Source organism: Acinetobacter guillouiae, from assembly GCF_002370525.2.
Classification (GTDB): Bacteria; Pseudomonadota; Gammaproteobacteria; order Pseudomonadales; family Moraxellaceae; genus Acinetobacter; species Acinetobacter guillouiae.
This window is the reverse complement of the sequence record NZ_AP014630.1, coordinates 1,571,081-1,593,560: the sequence shown is the minus strand read 5'-3', so window position 1 is coordinate 1,593,560 and position 22,480 is coordinate 1,571,081. Positions and strand designations below refer to the sequence as shown.

The window sequence follows — 22,480 nt, the reverse complement described above, 5'->3', positions numbered from 1 at the left end:
ATGTAGATGATTATTTACATTCAGCAAAAGCACTATTGGTGAAATAGTCGTGATAACGTTCTCTCAATATTTTTTTACTGATTTTTCCAGTGGGCGTATGCGGTATTTCTTCAACCAATATGGTTGCTGACGGAATGGCCCATTTATGTAATTTGGATGATAGAAAAACGACAATTTCAGAATGTTCAATTGTTTCTTGTGGAGATTTTGGCACCAAAATTAAAAGTGGGCGTTCTCCCCATTTCGGATGATTGGCAGCAATAACGGCGGCTTCTGCAACTTTTTCATATCCCATCGCTGCATTTTCAACTTCAACACTACTGACCCACTCTCCTCCTGACTTGATCATATCTTTGGCACGGTCTGTAATATGCATATATCCATATTTATCTATGCACGCGATATCTCCCGTATCGAACCATTTGTCCTCTTCTTCTAATGCTTTGGGTTGATTGATATATTGCTTGGCAATTGTATGACCGCGTACTTCTAGAATGCCTTCATGCATCCCATCGTGAGGAAGCAATTGATGATTTTCATCACGCAATCTCATTTGAATACCAAAGATAGGTTTGCCACATTTAATCGATTGGGTTTCGATATTATTTTTGATTTGATCTAATCGATTACAGACCGCCATTGAACTGGTTTCAGTCATTCCCCAAGCATTTTCAACAGAAATTCCATAATGGCTCAAAGACTCAATCAGCGAATATGGCGCAGCAGAACCACCAGATATCGCCCGTTTTAAACTGACTGATGAAATATGGTGATCTTCAAGATAATTTTTAAAAGCATTCCAGATGGTCGGAACAGCCATAGAAATATCGACGTGTTCTGATTGGATCAGATTAAAAATTTTCTCGGTTTGACCTGCAAATGAGTGAGGCCAAACGATTTTTGCCCCCGATAAAACCGCATTAAATGGCACTCCCCACGCGCTAATATGATAAAGCGGAACCAAAGGCATAATGCAGCTATCATGCGTTAAGCCAATCGCATTTGGCATAGCGAGTATTAATGCATGCAATACGGTACTACGATGGGAGTAAAGAACACCTTTAGGATCACCAGTAGTACCTGATGTATAGCAAAGACCACTTGCACATTCTTCAGGGATATCTGGCCAATCATAATAAGATTGCTCTGGAGCAATGATTTCCTCATAAAAGACAAAATCAAATTGTGCTTTTAAATTTTTATTGGGATCACCAAGCACAATAAAATGTTTTATGACTGGCTTTATATTGTCATAAATAGAATCAACTAATGCCAAACAATCTGGTTCAATAATGAGTACTTCATCTTGAGCAGAATTGATAATTTGAATGAGTTGTTCAGGCGCCAATTTAGGATTAATTGTATGGTAAATTCTTCCCGTACATGGAATGGCATAGTGCAATTCAAAATGCTGATATGAGTTCCATGCCATCGTTCCGACTTTAGCATCAGAACTTATATTTAATCGGTCTAGCGCATTGGCAAACTGAGCTACACGTTCAAAAGCATCTTTATATGTATATCGATGTTTAGTTATCCCATCTGCTTTCAAAGTCACAATTTCTTGATCTGCGTAAACTGTCAAAGCATGCTGCATTATTGAAGTAATGTTTAAATTACAATGCATCATTAATCCATTCGTCATTCTTATTTCCTCACACAATTTAGCAACTGATTCAGATGCTTATATGAGTCAATGCAACTATGATGCCAGATATTTTAATTATTATTTTCAAAAACTTACGTGATTTTATTATTTTTCTTTTTTGAAAAAATTTCAATTTTGAAATTAATTATTTATGAGTTTCATTCTACGCCATAAAGTCGTTCGACTAATCCCAAGTTTTTGCGCAGCAAGGTCTAAATCACCATCTACTTCTGCAAGTGTCCGTTCAATCAAACTCAACTCTTGATTAACTTTTACTTCTTTTAATAAAGGTTGCGCAGCGTGGTGACTTTGAGATTGAAATAGCTCGGGTAACTGTTGCTTTAAAAATTCTGGAGTTAAAATTTCATGATCAAGCTGTAATAGCACATTGATTCTTTCAACAATATTTTCAAGTTCGCGTATATTGCCCGGCCAAGAATAGTGTAAAAAAGCCTTCTGTAAAATACTCGGCAAATCCTCCAGTGTTTTTCTATATTTCTCTAGAAAGGAATTTGCTAAATATAAGATATCTTCTTTTCGTTCATTTAAAGAGGGTGTATACACTCTTAAAATATTTAAACGATAGTAGAGATCTGCCCGAAAAGTTCCATTTCGTACTAACTCTTCTAAGTTCGCATGAGTTGCAGCAATCACGCGTATATCTAAATGATGACTCACCACTGAGCCTAAGCGGTTAATTTGTCTTTCTTGTAAGACTCGTAAAAATCTAGTTTGTAGATGTAATGGCATATCTCCAATTTCATCTAAAAAAAGCGTACCCGTATGAGCAGCTTCAATGAGGCCAATACGCCCATTTTTCTTAGCCCCAGTAAAGGCACCTTCTTCATAACCAAATAACTCGCTTTCTAACAAGCTTTCTGGAAAAGACGCACAGTTGATTGCAACAAATGGTGCTTTATAACGGCTGCTATGATTATGAATACTTTGTGCTAAAACTTCTTTACCTGTACCACTTTCACCAGTAATGAGAATGGTACTATCGGTTTTTGCATATGCTTTGGATAACTTGATGATTTGTTGAAAATTAGCGTTTTTCGTCAAAATCTGGTCAAAGGTATATCTTGTATTAAAATTCTTTGATGAAACCTTTCTAAACTGACTATTAGACTGCTCTAATGCATTTAGTTCCTGCACTCTTAAGATATAGCCATCTATATAGTCATTTTTTAGTTTGGAAATATATACAGCAAGTTTTAAATTTTTAAATTGAACGAGCTGATGACTGTTTTCTTGATCGATATCGAAGTTTAATCCTTCAAAAATTTCGAGTGCTGATTTGTTTAAAACATCTGAAGAGTCTTTTTCAAGTAACGAACTCATTGAATTATTAATTAAAGAAATCTTTTTTTGCTTTGTAATAAAACAAATGCCTTCATTTAAGTGATTAAATATCTCGGTTAAACGTAAGGTTGAATATTGTTCTCTGCGAATTTTTTCAAGCGTACGTAAGGCATTTTGCAGAAGATCTTTTAAAGACGGCACACTAATCGCCAAATGTCCGACTAGATTTTCATTCAGTGCTAGCTCTACTGCAACAGGCGAGCCAATAATGGCATCAAAACCTTGATTTTTAATTAAATGAATTGTTTTTTTAGCATCTAAATATGAATCATAGTTAAACTGTTGTATATCTAAAGCAAAAATATCTGAGTAGTTCTCAAGATCGACCGTAGATGTATTCCCAACCAAAGCAATGCGCTTATATTGTTTTAAGTTTGATATGGCCTGAATGACATCAAAAGTACCAGTTCGAATGACCTGAATATCAATGTTTAATTTCTTTTGTAGAAAACTTGCGGTTGCTCCCGTACATAGAAGAATCTGACAGCCATTTTCTACTAAGCTTTGAGCAACATCTTGTACATCTGAAATATGGCATTCCACCAAATCAATTTCGTTCGACTCTACTTCACTAATCGCGTGCTCAACCAAAGAACGAAAACCATTAATATTAGGTTTTTTAATATAGGTGACCAAAATATTAATTGGTTTTCGATTAAGCATTTTTTACTCCATTAAAAAACGTTTTATATAGGCGCAGCGCTATGACCGCCATCGACTTTAATTTCGATACCTGTTATGCCTTGACCTGCTTGCGAAGCAAGTAACAGTAAAGGTCCATTTAAGTCATCAAATTCTACAAACTTCCTTGTTGGAATTTTCTTTAAAAGCTGTTGGCCCAATTCGCCAGTTAAATATTCTTCATTAATTTCAGTAACCATATAGCCTGGCGCGATGGCATTTACATTTATACCAAATCTAGCCAACTCTACTGCCATAACTTCTGTTAAATGGCGTAATCCAGCCTTTGATGCACAGTATGGACTAACGCCAAGGTTTGTAGACTGAGACAGAATTGACGTGATATTGATGATCGATCCTTTACGACAAGCCTTAACCATATGTTGCACAACTTCTTGTGCACATTGCCAAGGTGCTTTAAGGTTAGTATCGACAATCTTATCCCAATCTTCATCGTTATAGTCTAAGAAACGCTTGGTATCACTCACACCAGCATTATTAATTAGAACATCTACTGTGACTCCTTCAGCTTCTAAAGAACTAAGCATATCTTTCACAGCGGAACGGTCATTTATATCTAATGCAAAGGTATAAACTTTCACTCCAAATTCATTTTTTATATGCGATTCTAATTCCTTCAATCGCGCTAACCGTCTGGCACAAATAACGATATTGGCGCCTTCTTTTGCAAATAATTCAGCTATATGATGCCCTAAACCACTTGAAGCACCCGTAATTACAATATATTTATCTTTTACATCAAAAATATTCATTCTCTTATCCCTGTTTTATTATGCCTGCTTCCCTAATAGTTTCTTGGCAATGCTCATACGGTGAACTTCATTTGCGCCATCATAAATTCTGAAACCACGTGCATCTTTAAAAATCTTGCAGACTACTGATTCATCTGTCATTGCCTGTCCACCTAAAATCTGAACTGATCGGTCCACCACACGCCAGATACCTTCAGAGCTGATCACTTTGACTAGGCTTGACTCGTAGTTTCCTTTCTCACTCAAATCTAAAACCTGCGCACAATAGTGAACAGCTAATCGAGTTGTTAAAATATCCATTTCATTATCGGCAAGCATAAAACCTACGCCTTGATGATCTCCTAATCTCTTACCAAAAGATTGGCGTTCTCGTGCATATTGAGTAGCAATATCATGTGCTCTCCTTGCTTGCCCCAACCATCTCATACAATGTGTTAAACGTGCTGGTGCAAGACGAACTTGAGCATATTTAAAGCCTTTACCAATTTCACCCAACACATTTTCTTTAGGTATACGTAAGTTTTCAAAGCGTAAAATGCCGTGTCCACCTGAAAAGCATGAGTCCATAGCATTCATATTTTTTTCTAATGTAAAGCCTTCAACATTGGTGTCTGTTAGAAACATTGAAGCGGAGCCATCTTCCATTTTTGCCATAATAATCGCAACACTCGCTCCATCGGCTCCTGTAATTAACCATTTACGCCCATTAATAATATAGTCATCGCCATCTTCAATTGCTGTTGTTTGAAGCATGGATGGATCCGAGCCAACACCCGGTGCCGGTTCCGTCATGGCAAAGCACGATCTAATTTCTCCAGCTACCAATTTTCTTAACCATCTTTGTTTTTGCGCATCGTTTGCGACAGCATCTAAAAGATGAATATTTCCTTCATCTGGTGCATGAATATTTAAAGCGATTGGACCTAAAGCAGAATATCCTGCTTCTTCGAAAGCTACAGCCTTTTGCAGATGCGACCATCCAAGCCCTCCCATTTCTTGACTTGCATGGGGAGTTAGCAGCCCCCAACGACGCACACGACTCACCAATTCTTGGCGTAAAGCTTCACTTGGGCCATGACTATCTTGACGAGGATCACTTTCTAATGGAATCACCTCTTGTTGAATAAATTCTCTAACTTTCTGTTGTAGCTCTAATAATTCATTAGATAGTGTGATCATGAGTTGAGCTCCTTTAATTTAAAGCCTTGAGTCGCGATATAAGTTTCATACACATCATCCATAGCGCTATTAAATAGCTCATTTTTAATCATATTGTACGGGGTGAAATTTTGAAGCTTGATTCGTTTGCTTATTACCTTTTGATTTTCAATCGTTAGATCAAGAATATTTAAGCAGCCATAATCTTGTTCCTGCGAATAGACATCTTTAAAGTCATGTCCATATACCCAATTAATGAGTATTCGATTTACAATATCGTGTGAAGAAATCAGGATGTTCTGGTCTTTGTCTGCTGTTAAAATCATGTTTTCAAACCATGTCAGTACACGAGCAATAAAAAGCGACCAACTTTCGCCTTGTACAAATAATTCAAGATTATTTTTATGGAACTGATAGGCCTTTTTGATTTCCAGCTCAGCATGATCCAACGAAATTTCTCTTAAACGTCCCGCTCTTATTTCTCGAATATCATCGAATGATTGAATGTGTGTATGCTCGTTTTGATAGCGCTTCAAAATTTCGGCTGTTTGAATCGAACGAGACATGGTAGATGAGTAAATTTTTGCAAAATTAACATTTTGTAGTTGATGAGCCAATTGTTGTATTTGCTCTATTCCTCGGTCTGATAACTGCGCAAACTTAGGATTAATCGGGTTCTTATCTGCATCAAAATATGAAACGTGTCCATGCCGAACCAAATAAATTCGTAACCGATATTTATCCATGTTGAGCTGCCTTTGGTTCAGTAATTTTTAACTCTTCCGAATTAAGTGATTTTAATATCTCAAATGTTTGATCCGATTGTTTACCTTCACGAATATCGCTAATAAACAATTGAATTGCCTCATCAACATCTTTGATTGGAAAAGAAAAATAATCTTGCACAATGCCTGAACGATGCAATGTAGAAATATCCTTTTGCAAAATATAAGCCTGCAAAATTTCCAAGCTTCTCATGAGCATTAACAAGTTATATTTCTGACTGCCCGATTGCGGTAAAAGCTCATTCTTAATGACGGCTTGGCTGGCTTTAATCAGGTCAATTATTTTATGCTCGCTCATTCTTTTTCTCCCAATATTTCCAGGATATTTTTTTCAAGGCGGGGAACTAAAAATTCCGTTAGGGCTAATTCGAGCGATGGAGTATCCATCTCGTTGTTTCGGTCAGACTGCTGCATCGCAATAATTGCCCATCGAACATGAGACAGTACATGCCAAAACTTCATTTCAAATTCAGGGATATAAATATCGGAAATCTCAGCATAAGCATTCGCAAAGTCCTTATATGAACCTATTCCCCCCGCTATATTTTCATCTTGACCAAAACGCCAGCATTTAGAGGTAAACCATCCTAGGTCTTCTCTTCGATCACCCCATTGAGTAAATTCCCAATCTAAAATTCCTGAAATTTGATCATCATTAATCATGATGTTACCAATGCGGTAATCACCATGGACTAAGACCAAATCATCAACTTTTGGAACGTTGTTAAACATCCATTGAATAGCGTACTCAAGGATTGGACGCTGTCTTTTTAATTGATCCAGTTGCTCTAAAAAACCTGTAAGCTTTTTTTCTAAATATTGATCTTTATCTGGTTTAGGCAACAATTTTTCTAATATGTCGTCTGATTGAATGGCGTGAATTAAGGCAAGTTGCTTGCCAATGTCTTGAGTAATCTTTTTACATTTTTCTTCTTCTGTAATTCGAACTAATTTATGGCCTTCTGTTACGCCATCAATTTTTTTCATAATGAAGAAATCACTATTTAAAAAGTTAGGTGACTTCTCGAAATAAAGTGGTTCTGGTACTTTAATGCCAAAGTGATATAACCGATCTAAAAGTAAAAATTCCTGCTCCCGATCTGAACTAGCTTCTACACTAGATTCGGCATTTTTTCTCAGTACTAAAGCAAAATCTTCAGATTGAACTAACCAATTCTCTTGGATAGCTCCACCACTCATCTTTCTTAACTGAATTTCATTAGGTATTAGCCCTAGACTCTCCTGCAATATTCCGCTCAATTGCAGTATATGATTAGCATTCATTATTCACTCCTTGTAACTATTTTCATGGGAGCAAATTACATGCCATTATTTTTTTATTTAAATTCAAACACTTAAAAATTAAATACCATTTCAAATATGAAACTTATTTCATATTTGAAATTTAGTAAAAAGAAATAAATATAAACTTGTTATGAAAATATTTATTATTTGTCTTCAAGTGCCTCAATAATAGAAAGCGCTGTTACACGTGCCGAAAAAGGATTCTGACCAGTAATTAAATTTTCATCTCTCACTACGTATGGAGCAAACGGAAGCCATTTTTTCATATAGTTTGCACCATATTCTTTAGCCAACTCTTCAGCATTGTATGGTACTTTCTTTGCAACTCCCGCTAGTACCTCTTCACACCAAGCAAAGCCAGTTAAATTTTTCCCCTCAATAAGACGTTTACCATTGGATAAATACACATTTAGAAGACCACAATATCCATGGCAAACACTTGAAACAATTCCTCCTTTCTCATAGATATTCTTAGTGATTTCTTGCAATTCCAAGTTATTTAAAAAATCCCACATTACACCATGTCCACCTGTGTAATAAATCACATCGTAATCTTGCCAATTGATATCTGAAGGTTTTCTTGTATTTTCCAATAAGGCCATAAATGTGGAATCATTTTTTCTTTTCATTACTGATTCATCGGCAACCAATCGCCCCAAAGCTTTTGGTTCAAGTGGAGACCTCCCACCTTTTGGGCTTACTATATCTTGTATATAAGACTTTTTTTCAAATTGATCATAAGCATGTGTAAGTTCACCCAACCATAAACCTGTAAGGCGATTGATATTTTCATATTTATCTACATTTGTCACAATGTGTAGAATTCGTTTTGTCATTTTCATTCCCTATTTTTCAAATTAATTCGTCCATTTGTTTTTAATCTAGAGATAAATACTGAACTATTAAGTTTTAGCTCTAGATCTTGCTTTTTAACTACTATAAGCTTAAAGTTTGCTTTAATGTCAAGAGGAAAACAGTAACCATGAATATTAGTGAACTTTCTAAACGTAGTGGTCTAAGTACGCCAACTATCCGTTATTATGAACAAATTAAACTATTGCCAAAAGCAAAACGTAAAGCCAATGGTTATAGAGAATATAGTGAAAATGATTTAAAGCAATTAATCTTAATTCAGCAAGCACAGCAAGTAGGTTTTACTCTAAATGAAATTAAAGCTTTCTTACCATCCAATGTGGTGAGTTGGGATCATGATGAACTTACAAATATTATTGAAAACAAAATTCGTGAGATAGAGGATTTTGAAAGAAAACTATTTGTCAGTAAGCAAAATCTAACATCAATGCTGAATGCTATTAATAATAAGCCTGACGAAATTACTTGTGAAGAAAATGCTGAACGTTTACTAAACCTTTACTATACAAATGAAAATGTTTAAAGTCCGGAAAAACTTAATTTCTATTTTCATTAATTTCAGCTCATAAAGAACTAGTTATTTAAACTCTTTTTGAGTATTTTTAATTTAGATTCTAAATTCAGTTAATTTATTGTTAAAAAAAGCTTGACCTTAAACCTTACTTTAATCTTAGCATTAATGCATGGCCTATAGGAGGAACATATCAATGTTCAGCAAGCTTAATCTACCTCGAACAGTTACTGCATTATCCGTAAGTTTATTATTGAGTTTTTCAGCTCAAGCAGTCGAAACTAACTCAAGTTCTGTACAACAACCATCAAATTCAAGTACTTCACAGGAAACAACTGTTGTAGAGTTTGGACCATATAAAGTGAATGTTCCAAAAGGCGGCTATTACGATCGTTTTCGTATGAACCCGAATCTAGACGAAGTTGCAAAAGATCCTGCAGCTGGAAATATTGATTACTTTCGTACCATTCCTAAAAAATTGGTAGAGACTCGAGTTGGAAAAGTTTGGTCGCCTAATTTCTACTATCGTACTAGCAGTGTACAACTCTTGATGCTAGCTCCAATTTCTAAATTGAAAGCTAAACTTCCTGCTCCACTTGAACCATTACAGCCCTTCCCTGGATACGGCTTGGTTTCATTGACATTCTTCTCTTATGCTGTTGGTGATGTTGACCCATACGATGAAGTATCACTTGCTATAGTAGTGCGTCAACCGGGTGCTCATCATTTCAATACCACTGAATTATTAAGCTCAATGCGTAACCATAAATATTATGGCCATGTATTAGCTTTACCTGTAGATACCGAAATTGCTCGTGTCCGTGGTGTATATGGTTATCAACTACCAAAATGGTTAACACCTATCGATGTGAAAATTGGTGTTAAAAATGTTCAAGCTAGCATTTTTAATACTGATGGCAAGCCAGACTTAAGTTTAAACGCACCCTTACCAGAAATTAAAAATGTAAAACCACAATCACATATTGAAACAAAAACCATGTATCAGCTTGTAGATGGTAAATGGCACAGTACTTCTGTTGAATCTAACACACTTGCATTTGGACAAAAGCTATTTCCTAAGAATGTCCAACTTGTAAAAAATGGGGGTCCACTTAGTAAATTGCTTGATGAGTTGGGAGCTAATAAGGTTCTACGCTTTGATGTAGTAAAAGATGCTCAATTAGCATTGAATATGCCTGTCCCATATCCATCATTAGATAAATCTACAACTAAAAAATAATTTTTAAATAGCCCTTTCTTCTAGTCGTTGGAAAAAAGGGCTTTTATTATTTATCTTATATATTCTAAAAATTAATACATTTACCATTGTGCCTTAAAAATCTTATTAAACAAAATTTAAAATTCTATTTACTCTGTATATGTGTATATATTATGTCAGAACAATAAATTGATTTTCATTTTTAAATTATATTATTTAAACCTAAGCTTTGAAGATGATTTTTGAGTTAATGTACCAAAATCTAACTCTAGTAAAGGTATAGCTGCATCTGGTAAAGCTAATGCTTCTTGGTAGACGATTTTTGCTTGTGGGGTTAAATATAAATTATCAAGTTTCTCATCACTTTTAAAACCAATTGGGAGTTGATAATGAAATTTCAAAGGTTGTTCGACATTAAATGTAAAAACCGGTAATTGTAAATTTCTCTTATCTTTACCATACGTTGCATCAGCTAATACATAATTATGAATATAATCAATTGAAAAATTAGATAACGTCAAACTCTTCTGGTTTCCATCCTCTCCAATACGTGAATACACCATCACTGTACCTTTGGCTCTCCCGAGTATAATTTTCATCTTGGAACCAATCACAATACTGGTTATTGGATAATTAAACTTAGTTGGGTTTCCCCCAATATTCGGTTCATCAATTGGTGTAGCAGTGCCCTTGGCCTCAGCTTTAATTCCTAATTGCACCCAAAAGTCTCTTCTTAAAGTTTCTGGGAATGTATGTACTGAATCGGATGCTGTGAATCCCATAGGGATGGTTAACCCTGCTTGAACCTTGATAGTTGAGGATATAAACAAAGTCACTAAGGCTATTTTTAAAAGTAATAATCTCATATTTATCTCAAACAAATACTGAAGTAACATTCATTGTGGCAATAAAAATTAATCCAGTGCTACCAAACACTGGATTAACATACTGTATTGAATAAAATTAAGTAATACTGAATTGACTAGAGCCTGGAATTTTAGTGACCAGATCAGCACCCATTAACTTTGAAGGTGTATATGCTCCACCCTGAACATTATTTTCTAATAGATATTGAATAACGATTAAAGAGCCATTAATAGTTAAACTATAAGTATTATCTGTCTGGATACGAATAGTTTTAATCTGCCCTTGTGAATTTCTCGCCTCACCCCATACATAAGTCGGCATATTTGCTCTTACCTGCTCATCAGGTCCAACAACAGATTTTGAAATGCGATTTTTTATCACATCTTGTATAAATTCTAACTTCAATATAGGACGTATAAGGTTTAATATTTTTGCACCGCAGATCATTTTAGGGGGAGCAGGAACAAAGACCTCAATATTAGGAATTCCTGTGGTATAAAATGCAGTGGAAACATCCCCCCAAGGAATACTCATCGCTTGTTTCTCACCATCACCAAAATTAATTTTACGAACATGATGGGCCAATGCAACTTTGGTAATCTTACCATCTTTACGAATTTTTCCGCCTTCTGCCATACCCTCAGTACTGGTTTTTGCAGTACCTGGAGAAAAACCAGACTTAGAATCAAAGCCCAAAGCAAGATGGGTTGCATCGGGTAATTTTTCTTTTAATTTTGCTGCCACACAATCGGTTGGAATGACATCAAAGCCAACGCCTGGACACAGAACCACATTTGCGTCCTGCGCTTGCTCATTTAAAGATTGTGCCAATTCGAATACTGCAATTTCTCCAGTAATGTCTAAATAATGTGAGCCAGCTTTTAAGCATGCTTCCATCATTGGTTTTGAAGTCGCCGAAAAAGGGCCGGCACAATGCATCACAAGCTTTAAGCCTTTGAGTTGCTCACTCACTTGCACCGTATTATCTAAGCCAAATGTTTTAAACTCTAGCCCAAGCTCCCTAGCAAGGGCTTCTACTTTCGCACGATTACGACCTGCCAATATTGGCTTTAGTCCTTGTCGTACTGCTTTGCGAGCAATAAGTTCTCCTGTATAGCCATTTGCACCATAAATCATCCAGCTTGAATCATTTACATTTATCATAATCAACTCCTTCAGATTTAAGATACAAATGAGTATTTACGCATTTGGTCTTTATATTGGCGAGTACGACGTGCCATTGCTGCCTGTTGTAAAATAAGTGCCCATAAAGGTGAAATTTCTGGTTTTGGTGTTTTGCCAAGACTAAGCTTACGTAATTGGTATTTAACTGTCGCCATATTAGCGAGAGAAGCTAATGTCTTATTTTTCCATTGAATTGGTTTTAATTGAGGAGCTGAGTTTGCTCCATTTTTCCATTCACTTGGTAAATTAGGATTAATTGCTAAAGCAGTAGCAATACCTACCATATCAACACCACTTTCAACTACTTGCTCTGCCACTTGTTTACGACGAATACCACCTGTAACCATCACTGGCATTTTTGCAACTTTACGAATTTCTTGCGCAAATTCTAAGAAATAAGCTTCACGAGCTAGAGTACGACCATCACGTGCTTGCCCCTGCATGGCTGGGGCTTCATAGCTACCACCAGAAAGTTCAACCATGTCAACAGAATATTCATTTAACATTAGAACGACTTGTTGCGCGTCTTCCGCACTAAAACCTCCACGCTGAAAATCAGCTGAATTTAGTTTAATTGCAACTGCAAATTTTGCAGAAACTACCGACCTTACAGCCTTAACAATTTCAATTAAAATTCGGGCTCGGTTCTCTAATGAACCTCCCCAACGATCTTGACGCTTATTACTTAAAGGTGAAAGGAACTGGCTCAATAGATACCCATGTGCAGCATGAATTTCTACACCAGTAAATCCTGCCTTTTCACCTAAAAGTGCTGTATTCGCAAAACGTCTAATCACCTCTTGAATCATGTCTTCTGTCATTTCTATTGGCGTATTAAAACGGTTTGACATTTTTCCTAAATCTAAAGCAATTGCGGAAGGTGCCCAAGTTTGCTGCCCTAAATTTGACTGCATTTGACGCCCAGGATGGTTGATCTGCAACCAAACCTGTGCTCCTTTGGAACGTCCGATCTGTGCCCAACGTTTGAAAATGCTCAAAGATTTTTCATCCTCTAGCACCACTCCGCCCGGTCCAGTCATAGCGCGGCGATCAACCATCACATTACCAGTGATGATCAACCCGACACCACCATCCGCCCATGCCTGATATAAACGCATAAGTTCTTCTGATGGTGCATGGTTAATATCTGCCATATTTTCTTCCATAGCAGCTTTTGCAATACGATTCGGAATACGTGAGCCATTAGGGAAAATCAGTTTTTCAAATACTTTCATTTTTTTAACCTCATTCATAATGGATACACTTTAAGATTAAAGCCTACTTTAATGTCAACATTTTTTTTATAAAAAATAATTATTCTGGAAATTAATAAATAAACAGCTGAATTTACATAATTTAATATTTAATTAATTTTAATTCTTTAAACTTTAGGAACTGTTTTTATTAAGTAAGATCATTATGATGAATTTAAGAAGATTACGGGTAAATACAAATGTTAGAAATTTGGTTAAAGAAACAAACATCCATTTAAATGAATTAATTTACCCCATCTTTGTAGAAGAAAATTTAACCAAAAGGCAAGAAATAAAAACTTTACCTGGTCTCTATCGTTTTTCTGAAACAGAATTAGGTGAAGAAATAAAAGAACTTTATCAATTAGGAATACGAGCTGTTATGCCTTTTGGTATTTCACATAATAAAGATGAAGAAGGTACAGATACGTGGTGTGAAAACGGTTTACTTAGTCGCATGATTAAAATCATTAAAACAACATGTCCGGATATGATTGTGATTCCAGATATATGTTTTTGTGAATACACTTCTCATGGGCATTGTGGTGTAGTGTGCAATGAAACAGTCGATAATGATAAAACACTAGAAAATTTAAAAAAACAAGCAGTTACTGCTGCAAAAGCTGGTGCTGATATTTTAGCACCATCCACTATGATGGATGGCCAAGTTCTTGCTATTCGAAAAGGATTAGATGATGCAGGTTTCCAACACGTTGGTATATTAGCGCATACTATAAAATTCTCCTCTGCTTTCTATGGCCCTTTCCGTTCCGCTGTTGATTCTCAGTTAAAAGGTGATAGAAAAACTTATCAAGCTGACTTTCATAATGCATATCAAGCATTAACCGAAGGAGATTATGATGAGCAAGAAGGTGCAGATATTTTAATGGTTAAACCTGGGACACCTTACCTAGACATTTTAAGTAAATTACGTAATAGAACAAATCGCCCCCTTGCAGTTTATCAAGTTGGAGGTGAATACGCCTCAATTAAATTTGCTGCTTTGGCAGGTGCTTTAGATGAAATACAAACTGTATATGAGACTTTAATCGGATTTAAACGTGCTGGGGCAACAATGATTGTTAGCTATTATGCAAAGCAATATGCTGAATGGATAAATGATAAAAAAATAGATTAGTGAATATATAAATTAAGTATAGGGATAATGGGTCTTACCTCCCGTTTTCCCTATATACCTTCAAATTAAAACTATATTATTCATTTAAAAGTTAATTTTATAAAGTAACGTGCACTATATTTTATAAAAGCTATCTTTTTGAATATTTTAGACCTTAGAGAAAGCTAGGTAAACCACGCGCAGGATCAGTCTCTCTAGCTGATTGAGCATTTTCAACTGTCAGACCAAGAGCCTTAGCGACACCTTCACCATAAGCTGGATGGCATGCATAACAGTTACGAATGTGACGATATTTAATGAAATCAAGAGCATCGCCCATTGCACGTGCAGTATTATCAAATAAAGCCTGTTGTTGTTCAGGAATCATAAGTTCAAACAAAGCACGAGGTTGACTGAAATAATCGTTGTCATCTTCACGATAGTTCCAAAAATCAGCATCCCCACTGATTTTTAACGGTGGTTCTTTGTGCTGAGGCTGCTCTTGCCATTGTCCAAAACTATTTGGCTCGTAATGTGGAAGACCACCATAATTGGCATCAATGCGTCCTTGACCGTCACGGTGATTACTATGAACTGGACAACGCGCTGCATTTACAGGTATTTGCTGATAATTCACACCTAAACGATAACGCTGAGCATCAGCATAGTTAAATAAACGTGCTTGCAACATGCGGTCTGGTGAAGCGCTAATGCCAGGAACCAGATTACTTGGTGCAAAAGCAGATTGTTCAACATCTAAGAAGAAATTTTCAGGGTTCAGGTTCAGCTCAAACTCACCCACTTCAATTAATGGATAATCTCCATGAGGCCAGACTTTTGTTAAATCAAATGGATGATATGGAACCTTTTCAGCATCTTGCTCAGGCATTACCTGTACATACAAAGTCCACTTAGGGAAATCTTTTCGTTCAATCGCATCGAATAAATCACGTTGATGACTTTCACGATCATGCCCCACTAATTCACCAGCTTCAGCATCTGTTAAATTTTTAATTCCCTGTTGGGTCCGGAAATGAAATTTCACCCAGAAACGTTCATTCGCACTATTGATTAAACTATAGGTATGGCTACTAAAACCGTGCATATGGCGGTAAGAAGCAGGAATACCTCGATCAGACATGACAATAGTGACCTGATGTAAAGCTTCAGGTAATAAAGTCCAGAAATCCCAGTTATTTGTTGCGCTACGCAAGTTAGTTTTAGGATCGCGTTTTACTGCTTTATTTAAATCTGGAAATTTACGTGGATCACGTAAGAAGAACACAGGTGTATTATTCCCCACCATGTCCCAGTTACCTTCCTCTGTATAAAACTTTAAAGCAAAACCGCGAATATCACGTTCTGCATCTGCAGCTCCACGTTCACCAGCTACTGTGGTAAATCGAGCAAACATTTCGGTTTTTTTACCAATTTCGCTAAATATTTTAGCGCGGGTATATTGAGTAATATCATGAGTCACAATGAAAGTACCGAATGCACCTGAACCTTTTGCATGCATACGACGTTCTGGAATTACTTCACGTATAAAGTTAGCTAATTTCTCGTTTAGCCATAAGTCTTGAGCAAGTAGAGGGCCTCTTGCACCTGCCGTCATACTATTCTGGTTGTCTACAACTGGAGCCCCAAAATCAGTAGTAAGTTGGGAAAAAGGACATTTTTTAGTTTCGTCATTCATTAATATGCACCCGAAAAATAATCAATCGAATCAATATAAAAAAGGCAGTCAATTTTGGCTGCCCTCTTTTTTAAACTTAACTTCTAATAAATGCTAAAAGATCTTTATTAATTGTTTCTGCTTCTGTAGTTGGCATTCCGTGAGGGAATCCTGGATAACTAATCAAAGTACCGTTTTTAACGAGTTCCGCAGATTTTTTACCAGAAATTTCAAAAGGAACCACCTGATCATCTTCACCATGTAAGATAAGAACTGGAACTTCGATCTTTTTAAGAGCTTCAGTAAAATCTGTTTGAGAGAAGGCAACAATTCCGTCGTAATGAGCTTTTGCTCCACCCATCATGCCCTGACGCCACCAATTTAACACCACAGGCTCTGATACTTTCGCTCCTGGGCGGTTAAATCCATAAAATGGACCTGCTGGTACATCGTGATAAAATTGTGAACGATTTTTAAAAAGTTGATTTTGAAGGTCATCAAAAACTTCTTTTGGTAAACCATCTGGATTACTTTCAGTTTTTACCATGAGTGGAGGAACGGCACTAATTAAAACAGCTTTAGCTACAGGGTCATTAGGATAACGAGCAACGTAATACGCTACTTCACCACCACCTGTTGAATGCCCTACATGCACCGCGCCTTGTACACCTAAATGCTCAACCACAGCAGCAACGTCATCTGCATAATGGTCCATATCATGACCATCCCAGACTTGAGTTGAACGACCATGGCCTCTTCGATCATGAGCAATTACTCGGAAACCCTCTTTTAGGAAAAAAAGCATTTGAGCGTCCCAGTCATCTGCGCTTAGAGGCCAACCATGATGAAAGAAAATAACAGGAGCATCTTTTGGACCCCAGTCTTTATAAAAAATTTCAACGCCGTCTTTTGTAGTTACATATCCCATTTTTGTTACTCCTGTGTAATGTTTACACTTTGGATTAATTGGTTGTGCTTTAATTTTCTTCAAAGCTTTATTAAAAGAAATATATTAAGGATGACTTTGATAAAGCTTTAAAATCATAGTAACCTTAAAGTTAACTTCAAGGTCAAGGTTTTTCTTAATAACAACTGTTTAGAAATGTAAATATCAGTTTTAACTATAAATTTATTTAATTTTTTTTGTACTAACGGAACCAGAAGTCTTAAAAAACCACTTGACATTAAAGCAAACTTTAACCTTATAGTGATCTCATACCTCGTAATGGCCTTGTTCTTATACAAGTTGTCTGAGTGGTTTAATCAATGTAAAGGTTAACTAATATGAATACAAATAAACAGTTTACTGAAGTTGAATTTGGTCAACAAAAAGTCAAAGTTCCCAAAGATGGCTATTATGATCGCTTTCGTATGAATCCTGATCTGAATGAGGTTGCAAAAGATCCTGCAGCTGGAAATATAGATTTTTTCCGTAGTATTCCAAAAAAATTAGTTGAATCAAGAGTTGGTCCTGTTTGGGCACCAAATTTTTATTATCGTAGCGGCAATGTACAAGTTTTGATGCTTGCTCCAATTAAGCTCTTAAAGAAAAAATTACCTTCTCCTTTAGTACCATTAGAAGCTTTTCCTGGCTATGGATTAGTTGCCCTAACTTTCTTTACTTATTCTGTTTGTGATAACGATCCATATAATGAAGTATCTGTAGCTATTGTAGTTCGTAAACCTAAAGCCCATGGCCCTCATGCCTTAGAGCTGATTAACTCTATTCGTAAACGTCATTTTTACGCACACGTATTAGCTTTACCTGTCGACACAGAAATTGCCCGAGTGCGCGGAGTATATGGTTATCAATTACCAAAATGGCTAGCTGAAATTGATGTAAAAATTAATAACAAGAAAGTTGAAACTGCACTTTCAACGTACAACAAATTAGATGTAAGTCTCACAACCGCAACTCCTCGTTTAAGGCAAGTTAAATCTGAATCGCGCATGGGTAAAACTACAATGTTGCATTCAGTGGATGGAGAATGGCATCAAACTTTAGTTCAAACCAACATTCTCTCATTTGGTGAAAAACTCTTTCCGCGAAAGGTAAAAGTGACACGCCATGGAGGCCATGTGAGCCAGCTCTTAGATCAGTTAGGTGCTTCTACTATTCTTCGCCTCGATGTTATTGATGATGCTCAGGTAGTGTTAAACCTACCGACTAAGCTTTAAAAATCAGCTATTTAACCAGCTTGGGATAGTTAAGCAATGAGCAATACAAATTATGATCTGGTTGTATTTGGTGCAACAAGTTTTGTTGGAAAGATTCTCACAAAATATCTAGTGGAATACTTTTCTACACACAATGAACAGTTAAATTGGGCAATAGCAGGAAGGTCTCAAAAGAAATTACAAGAGGTGAAAGATTCTCTTGGTCCATCTGCTCAATCTTTACCGATTCTTATAGCCAATGCCACAAATGAAATAGAACTCAATAATTTATGTTCCCAAACACACGTTATTGTTTCTACGGTTGGGCCATATGCACTCTATGGTGAACCCTTAATCAAAGCATGTGTAACCAATGGTACAGATTACTGTGATCTCACTGGGGAAACTCAGTGGATTAAAAAAATGATAGAGAAATATGAATCTCAAGCTCAACAATCAGGTGCACGTATTGTTCATTGCTGCGGTTTTGATTCAGTTCCATCAGATATGGGCGTTTACTATCTTCAACAGCAAGCAATTAAACATTTTGGTGAACCTGTCACTCAAGTCAAAATGCGTGTAAAAACCTTAAAAGGTGATGCTTCTGGTGGGACTGTCGCAAGTTTAATTAATGTTATTCAAGAAGTTGCTGCTGACCCAGCATTACGTAAAGACCTTATTAATCCTTATTCAATTTGTCCTAAAAACCATAGTTTTATTCAAAAGCAAGATTATGTAAAAGCAGCAAGATTTGATTCTGATTTCGACACATGGATTGCTCCATTTGTCATGGCCGCTATCAATGAAAGGGTTGTCCATCGCTCCAATGCCTTATCTGGTAAAGCATATGGGCACAACTTTACTTATAACGAAGCCATCCTGACAGGAAAAGGTTTTAAAGGCCGTTTAAAAGCAATTGGTATTGTCGCAGGTTTACGGGCTTTTATGCTTGCGGCTGTCAACAAGCCAATTAGCCAAATAATGGAACATTATCTTTTGCCTAAATCTGGTGAAGGACCAACACCTGAACAGCAACTTACTGGACGTTTTGATTTACGTTTTCTAGGTAAAACCAATGACGGTAAAAGCCTACGAATTAAAGTAACGGGTGATCAAGATCCAGGTTATGGCTCAACAGGAAAAATGTTAGGTCAAGCTGTACTTAGTCTTGCAATTGATCACGTTGAAAATGGACAAAAAACTGGCCGTAAAGGTGGTTTTTGGACACCATCCACTATGTTTGATGATCGATTTATTCAACGATTATCCAAACATGCAGGAATAGTTTTTGAGGCTGTTTAAATATCCCAAATTCCAAATTAATAGCAGTTTATCTGCCCAAAAATCATGAGGTTTAAGATGAACACTCTCAATGAAGTAAGCAGCACATTAGATTTATCAGAGATACTCTCTCGACAACGCAAAGCTTTTTTGAAAGCTGAACCACCAACACTTGAACAGCGTAAAGCAAATCTCGCAAAGCTTCGTGCTGCGGTCATTGAATATCGTAGTGAATTACAAGTTGCTGCAAGTGAAGACTTTGGACACCGTTCATATCATGAAACAGATGTGATGGAACTTGTTGGTATCATCCAGTCCATCGATTATTTAACGCGTAATTTACGACGTTTCATGAAGCCAGAAAAGCGTCATGTCAGCTTATTCTATCGCTCGGCTAGTGCTCACATAGAATATCAACCTAAGGGAGTTATTGGAGTTATGGCTCCTTGGAATTATCCTATTTCTCTTACACTTATTCCGCTTGCTACAGCTATTGCTGCTGGTAACCGAGCAATGCTTAAACCATCAGAACTCACGCCTCGAACAAGTGAAGTAATTTCACGCATGCTTGCAGCGAACTTCTCAATCGAAGAAGTTGCAGTTGTTTTGGGCGGGCCTGAAGTTGGTGCAGAATTTAGTACGCTGCCTTTCGACCATTTATTGTTTACTGGAAGCACGCCTGTAGGTCGTAAAGTTATGAAAGCGGCAAGTGATAACCTAGTTCCGCTCACTCTTGAATTAGGTGGTAAAAGCCCGGCTATTGTAAGTCGAGGCCACGTAAATTCGAGAACCATGACCAGTATTGCCTATGGAAAATTATCCAATGGTGGACAAACGTGTGTTGCTCCAGATTATGCTCTTGTTCATGAAGATGATTTAGAAGCATTTATTGAAGAATACAATGCGACCGTCTCTCGATTCTATCCAAACGGACCAAATTGTGATGACTATACTTCCATTGTCAATGAACGTCATTATGCTCGTTTACAAGGCTTACTTGATAGTGCAAAACAAAATGGCGCACGAGTCATTGAACTAGGAATCAAACCTGAATCGGCAAAGAATCGCACGCGTACTCTTGTTCCAACACTTGTTGTAGGAGCAAAAGATGATGATGCAATTATGAAAGAAGAAATCTTTGGCCCAATTCTACCCGTACATACCTACCGTGATATTGATGAAGTGATTAGCTATATCAATGAACGAGACCGTCCACTTGCCTTGTATTATTTTGGTGAGAAAGATGCAGAGTGTAAAAAATTGCTTCGACGTACAACATCTGGGAATGTTGGTATTAACAATACAATCATTCATGTTGCACAAGACGATTTACCTTTTGGTGGTGTCGGTCCAAGTGGTATGGGGGCTTATCATGGTATTGAAGGATTCCGTTCAATGAGTCATGCAAAAGGCGTTTTTGATCAAGGTCGTTGGAATTTTCCAAGTCTACTACATGCCCCTTTTGGCAAGTTTATGGATTTTGCTCTTTTAATCACTTTAGGCAAGAAAAAATCGACACGTTAATCATGGCTTTTGCTCAAAATCATAAGGAAAGCAGTTTATGAAATGTATTACTTTTAACGGTGCTGGCGGTCCTGAAGTGATCACCATTAGTGAAAGACCCGTTCCAGAATTAACCGATGATGGTATTTTGATTGAAGTGGTTGCTGCGGGAATTAATGGCCCAGATGTCATGCAGCGTCAAGGTTTATATGCACCTCCTCCTGGTGTGACTGATATTCCAGGTTTAGAAGTCTCAGGAATTGTGAAACAGGTCGGTAAATCAGTCACAAGATTTAAAGAAGGAGATGAAGTGTGTGCCTTGGTTCAAGGTGGTGGTTATGCAGAATATGTTGTTGCGCATCAGAATAATGTGCTCTTTATTCCCAAAGGGCTGACTTTAATTGAGGGTGGTATTTTATTAGAAACCTTCATGACCGTTTGGTCGCATTTGTTTCAACATGCCAAATTCCGTCCGAATAGCTCAATTCTGATTCATGGCGGTACTTCAGGTATTGGGACAACAGCCACCATGTTGACTCGTGCATTTGGTGCTACCCAAATTTTTACGACTGTTTCGAGTGCAGCACAGCAACAAGCGAGTCTGAATATCGGCGCAGATGTTGCGATCAATTACAATGAGCAAGATTTCGTTGAAGAGGTTAAAAAGCATACCGATAGTCAAGGTGTTGACTTTGTTTTGGATATTATCGCAGGCGATTATATCCAGCGAAATTATGATGTCGCTGCAATGAATGGCACCATCTTACAAATTGGTGTGCTTAAAGGGCTTGCACAGAATGTGAATATTTTCCCAATGTTGGCAAAACGCCTAACACATACAGGTGCAACATTACGCTCGCAATCTGCTACGGCTAAAGCGGAAGTTATGGCAGCGCTTCAAGAAAAAGTTTGGCCATTGATTTCTAAAGGGGAACTAAAACCTTTGTTGTATAAATCTTTTGATTTTGCAGAAGCTCGTCAAGCACATGAGTTTCTCACTCAAGGGCAGCACGTGGGTAAGTTGGCACTCATTTTTAAACAGTGATTTTTTAATCATCTAGTTTTCACATCATTCTAAAATTAAAATTTACCTTACAAAAAAGCTAGACAATGTACGCCTAGCTTTT

The 22,480-nt window shown here is 36.9% G+C and carries 20 protein-coding genes; 7 read left to right on the top strand and 13 right to left on the bottom strand.

Features of this window, described 5'->3' with window-relative positions:
* Positions 1 to 10: 10 nt before the first annotated feature.
* The 8 genes from AS4_RS07365 to AS4_RS07330 form a co-directional block, all read right to left on the bottom strand.
* Positions 11 to 1,645 (bottom strand): long-chain-fatty-acid--CoA ligase, encoded by a 1,635-nt coding sequence (locus tag AS4_RS07365; protein WP_096733711.1) that lies wholly within the window; start codon positions 1,643 to 1,645, stop codon positions 11 to 13.
* Between the two features lie 144 nt (positions 1,646 to 1,789).
* The gene (locus AS4_RS07360) at positions 1,790 to 3,673 is read right to left on the bottom strand and encodes a sigma 54-interacting transcriptional regulator (protein WP_096733710.1); all 1,884 of its coding nucleotides are present in this window, start codon (positions 3,671 to 3,673) and stop codon (positions 1,790 to 1,792) included.
* 23 nt (positions 3,674 to 3,696) lie between these two features.
* The gene (locus AS4_RS07355) at positions 3,697 to 4,464 is read right to left on the bottom strand and encodes an SDR family NAD(P)-dependent oxidoreductase (protein WP_096733709.1); all 768 of its coding nucleotides are present in this window, start codon (positions 4,462 to 4,464) and stop codon (positions 3,697 to 3,699) included.
* Between the two features lie 18 nt (positions 4,465 to 4,482).
* Entirely contained in the window at positions 4,483 to 5,643 is a 1,161-nt protein-coding gene (locus tag AS4_RS07350; protein ID WP_096733708.1) for an acyl-CoA dehydrogenase family protein, read from the bottom strand.
* Complete coding sequence (locus AS4_RS07345; RefSeq protein ID WP_096733707.1) at positions 5,640 to 6,368, bottom strand: histidine phosphatase family protein; 729 nt, start codon at positions 6,366 to 6,368, stop codon at positions 5,640 to 5,642. The genes AS4_RS07350 and AS4_RS07345 overlap by 4 nt, the downstream gene beginning before the upstream one ends.
* The gene (locus tag AS4_RS07340; RefSeq protein WP_096733706.1) at positions 6,361 to 6,705 is read right to left on the bottom strand and encodes a hypothetical protein; all 345 of its coding nucleotides are present in this window, start codon (positions 6,703 to 6,705) and stop codon (positions 6,361 to 6,363) included. Before AS4_RS07340 ends, AS4_RS07345 begins: the two co-directional genes overlap by 8 nt.
* Complete coding sequence (locus AS4_RS07335; RefSeq protein ID WP_096733705.1) at positions 6,702 to 7,691, bottom strand: phosphotransferase family protein; 990 nt, start codon at positions 7,689 to 7,691, stop codon at positions 6,702 to 6,704. The genes AS4_RS07340 and AS4_RS07335 overlap by 4 nt, the downstream gene beginning before the upstream one ends.
* A gap of 164 nt (positions 7,692 to 7,855) precedes the next feature.
* Positions 7,856 to 8,548, bottom strand: a complete 693-nt coding sequence (locus tag AS4_RS07330) for a type 1 glutamine amidotransferase domain-containing protein (protein ID WP_096733704.1) — start codon at positions 8,546 to 8,548, stop codon at positions 7,856 to 7,858.
* A 146-nt stretch (positions 8,549 to 8,694) separates the two neighbouring features.
* On the opposite strand from AS4_RS07330, the gene AS4_RS07325 reads away from it, so the two are divergent.
* Both AS4_RS07325 and AS4_RS07320 read left to right on the top strand, forming a co-directional pair.
* Positions 8,695 to 9,108: a MerR family transcriptional regulator gene (locus tag AS4_RS07325; protein WP_096733703.1), complete on the top strand. Its 414-nt coding sequence runs from the start codon at positions 8,695 to 8,697 to the stop codon at positions 9,106 to 9,108.
* 184 nt (positions 9,109 to 9,292) lie between these two features.
* Positions 9,293 to 10,336 carry an acetoacetate decarboxylase gene (locus tag AS4_RS07320; RefSeq protein ID WP_096733702.1) on the top strand — a complete coding sequence of 348 codons (1,044 nt, stop codon included), beginning with the start codon at positions 9,293 to 9,295 and terminating at the stop codon, positions 10,334 to 10,336.
* A gap of 191 nt (positions 10,337 to 10,527) precedes the next feature.
* Here the strand turns inward: AS4_RS07320 and AS4_RS07315 are convergent, their stop codons facing one another.
* The 3 genes from AS4_RS07315 to AS4_RS07305 all read right to left on the bottom strand — a co-directional run bounded on the left by AS4_RS07315 (position 10,528) and on the right by AS4_RS07305 (position 13,602).
* Positions 10,528 to 11,181 (bottom strand): hypothetical protein, encoded by a 654-nt coding sequence (locus AS4_RS07315; protein ID WP_096733701.1) that lies wholly within the window; start codon positions 11,179 to 11,181, stop codon positions 10,528 to 10,530.
* Positions 11,182 to 11,278: 97 nt separating this feature from the next.
* Complete coding sequence (locus AS4_RS07310) at positions 11,279 to 12,346, bottom strand: saccharopine dehydrogenase family protein (RefSeq protein WP_096733700.1); 1,068 nt, start codon at positions 12,344 to 12,346, stop codon at positions 11,279 to 11,281.
* Between the two features lie 17 nt (positions 12,347 to 12,363).
* Entirely contained in the window at positions 12,364 to 13,602 is a 1,239-nt protein-coding gene (locus AS4_RS07305; RefSeq protein ID WP_096733699.1) for an NADH:flavin oxidoreductase/NADH oxidase family protein, read from the bottom strand.
* A 184-nt stretch (positions 13,603 to 13,786) separates the two neighbouring features.
* Between AS4_RS07305 and hemB the strand changes: the two genes are divergently transcribed.
* On the top strand, positions 13,787 to 14,758 hold the full coding sequence (hemB, locus tag AS4_RS07300) for a porphobilinogen synthase (protein WP_096733698.1): 972 nt from the start codon (positions 13,787 to 13,789) through the stop codon (positions 14,756 to 14,758).
* 154 nt (positions 14,759 to 14,912) lie between these two features.
* Here the strand turns inward: hemB and AS4_RS07295 are convergent, their stop codons facing one another.
* Positions 14,913 to 16,433, bottom strand: a complete 1,521-nt coding sequence (locus tag AS4_RS07295; protein WP_096733697.1) for a catalase — start codon at positions 16,431 to 16,433, stop codon at positions 14,913 to 14,915.
* Between the two features lie 76 nt (positions 16,434 to 16,509).
* A complete protein-coding gene (locus AS4_RS07290) occupies positions 16,510 to 17,340 on the bottom strand; it encodes an alpha/beta fold hydrolase (RefSeq protein ID WP_096733696.1) in 831 nt (276 codons plus the stop codon).
* A gap of 356 nt (positions 17,341 to 17,696) precedes the next feature.
* Here AS4_RS07290 and AS4_RS07285 point away from each other — a divergent pair, with 356 nt between their 5' ends.
* The 4 genes from AS4_RS07285 to AS4_RS07270 are packed head-to-tail and all read left to right on the top strand — an operon-like array spanning position 17,697 to position 22,398.
* The gene (locus AS4_RS07285; RefSeq protein ID WP_096733695.1) at positions 17,697 to 18,590 is read left to right on the top strand and encodes an acetoacetate decarboxylase family protein; all 894 of its coding nucleotides are present in this window, start codon (positions 17,697 to 17,699) and stop codon (positions 18,588 to 18,590) included.
* 36 nt (positions 18,591 to 18,626) lie between these two features.
* The gene (locus AS4_RS07280) at positions 18,627 to 19,871 is read left to right on the top strand and encodes a saccharopine dehydrogenase family protein (protein ID WP_096733694.1); all 1,245 of its coding nucleotides are present in this window, start codon (positions 18,627 to 18,629) and stop codon (positions 19,869 to 19,871) included.
* A gap of 57 nt (positions 19,872 to 19,928) precedes the next feature.
* Entirely contained in the window at positions 19,929 to 21,374 is a 1,446-nt protein-coding gene (locus AS4_RS07275; protein WP_096733693.1) for a coniferyl aldehyde dehydrogenase, read from the top strand.
* A 37-nt stretch (positions 21,375 to 21,411) separates the two neighbouring features.
* On the top strand, positions 21,412 to 22,398 hold the full coding sequence (locus AS4_RS07270; RefSeq protein ID WP_096733692.1) for an NAD(P)H-quinone oxidoreductase: 987 nt from the start codon (positions 21,412 to 21,414) through the stop codon (positions 22,396 to 22,398).
* Positions 22,399 to 22,480 lie beyond the last annotated feature (82 nt).

What these genes read in the sequence shown, in the direction of transcription:
- AS4_RS07315 (WP_096733701.1), bottom strand. Translation starts at nt 11,181, where the DNA reads ATGAGATTATTACTTTTAAAAATAGCCTTAGTGACTTTGTTTATATCC.
- AS4_RS07365 (WP_096733711.1), bottom strand. Translation starts at nt 1,645, where the DNA reads ATGACGAATGGATTAATGATGCATTGTAATTTAAACATTACTTCAATA.
- AS4_RS07320 (WP_096733702.1), top strand. Translation starts at nt 9,293, where the DNA reads ATGTTCAGCAAGCTTAATCTACCTCGAACAGTTACTGCATTATCCGTA.
- AS4_RS07355 (WP_096733709.1), bottom strand. Translation starts at nt 4,464, where the DNA reads ATGAATATTTTTGATGTAAAAGATAAATATATTGTAATTACGGGTGCT.
- AS4_RS07310 (WP_096733700.1), bottom strand. Translation starts at nt 12,346, where the DNA reads ATGATAAATGTAAATGATTCAAGCTGGATGATTTATGGTGCAAATGGC.
- AS4_RS07295 (WP_096733697.1), bottom strand. Translation starts at nt 16,433, where the DNA reads ATGAATGACGAAACTAAAAAATGTCCTTTTTCCCAACTTACTACTGAT.
- AS4_RS07270 (WP_096733692.1), top strand. Translation starts at nt 21,412, where the DNA reads ATGAAATGTATTACTTTTAACGGTGCTGGCGGTCCTGAAGTGATCACC.
- AS4_RS07350 (WP_096733708.1), bottom strand. Translation starts at nt 5,643, where the DNA reads ATGATCACACTATCTAATGAATTATTAGAGCTACAACAGAAAGTTAGA.
- AS4_RS07275 (WP_096733693.1), top strand. Translation starts at nt 19,929, where the DNA reads ATGAACACTCTCAATGAAGTAAGCAGCACATTAGATTTATCAGAGATA.
- AS4_RS07290 (WP_096733696.1), bottom strand. Translation starts at nt 17,340, where the DNA reads ATGGGATATGTAACTACAAAAGACGGCGTTGAAATTTTTTATAAAGAC.
- hemB (WP_096733698.1), top strand. Translation starts at nt 13,787, where the DNA reads ATGATGAATTTAAGAAGATTACGGGTAAATACAAATGTTAGAAATTTG.
- AS4_RS07305 (WP_096733699.1), bottom strand. Translation starts at nt 13,602, where the DNA reads ATGAAAGTATTTGAAAAACTGATTTTCCCTAATGGCTCACGTATTCCG.
- AS4_RS07280 (WP_096733694.1), top strand. Translation starts at nt 18,627, where the DNA reads ATGAGCAATACAAATTATGATCTGGTTGTATTTGGTGCAACAAGTTTT.
- AS4_RS07325 (WP_096733703.1), top strand. Translation starts at nt 8,695, where the DNA reads ATGAATATTAGTGAACTTTCTAAACGTAGTGGTCTAAGTACGCCAACT.
- AS4_RS07345 (WP_096733707.1), bottom strand. Translation starts at nt 6,368, where the DNA reads ATGGATAAATATCGGTTACGAATTTATTTGGTTCGGCATGGACACGTT.
- AS4_RS07360 (WP_096733710.1), bottom strand. Translation starts at nt 3,673, where the DNA reads ATGCTTAATCGAAAACCAATTAATATTTTGGTCACCTATATTAAAAAA.
- AS4_RS07340 (WP_096733706.1), bottom strand. Translation starts at nt 6,705, where the DNA reads ATGAGCGAGCATAAAATAATTGACCTGATTAAAGCCAGCCAAGCCGTC.
- AS4_RS07285 (WP_096733695.1), top strand. Translation starts at nt 17,697, where the DNA reads ATGAATACAAATAAACAGTTTACTGAAGTTGAATTTGGTCAACAAAAA.
- AS4_RS07330 (WP_096733704.1), bottom strand. Translation starts at nt 8,548, where the DNA reads ATGACAAAACGAATTCTACACATTGTGACAAATGTAGATAAATATGAA.
- AS4_RS07335 (WP_096733705.1), bottom strand. Translation starts at nt 7,691, where the DNA reads ATGAATGCTAATCATATACTGCAATTGAGCGGAATATTGCAGGAGAGT.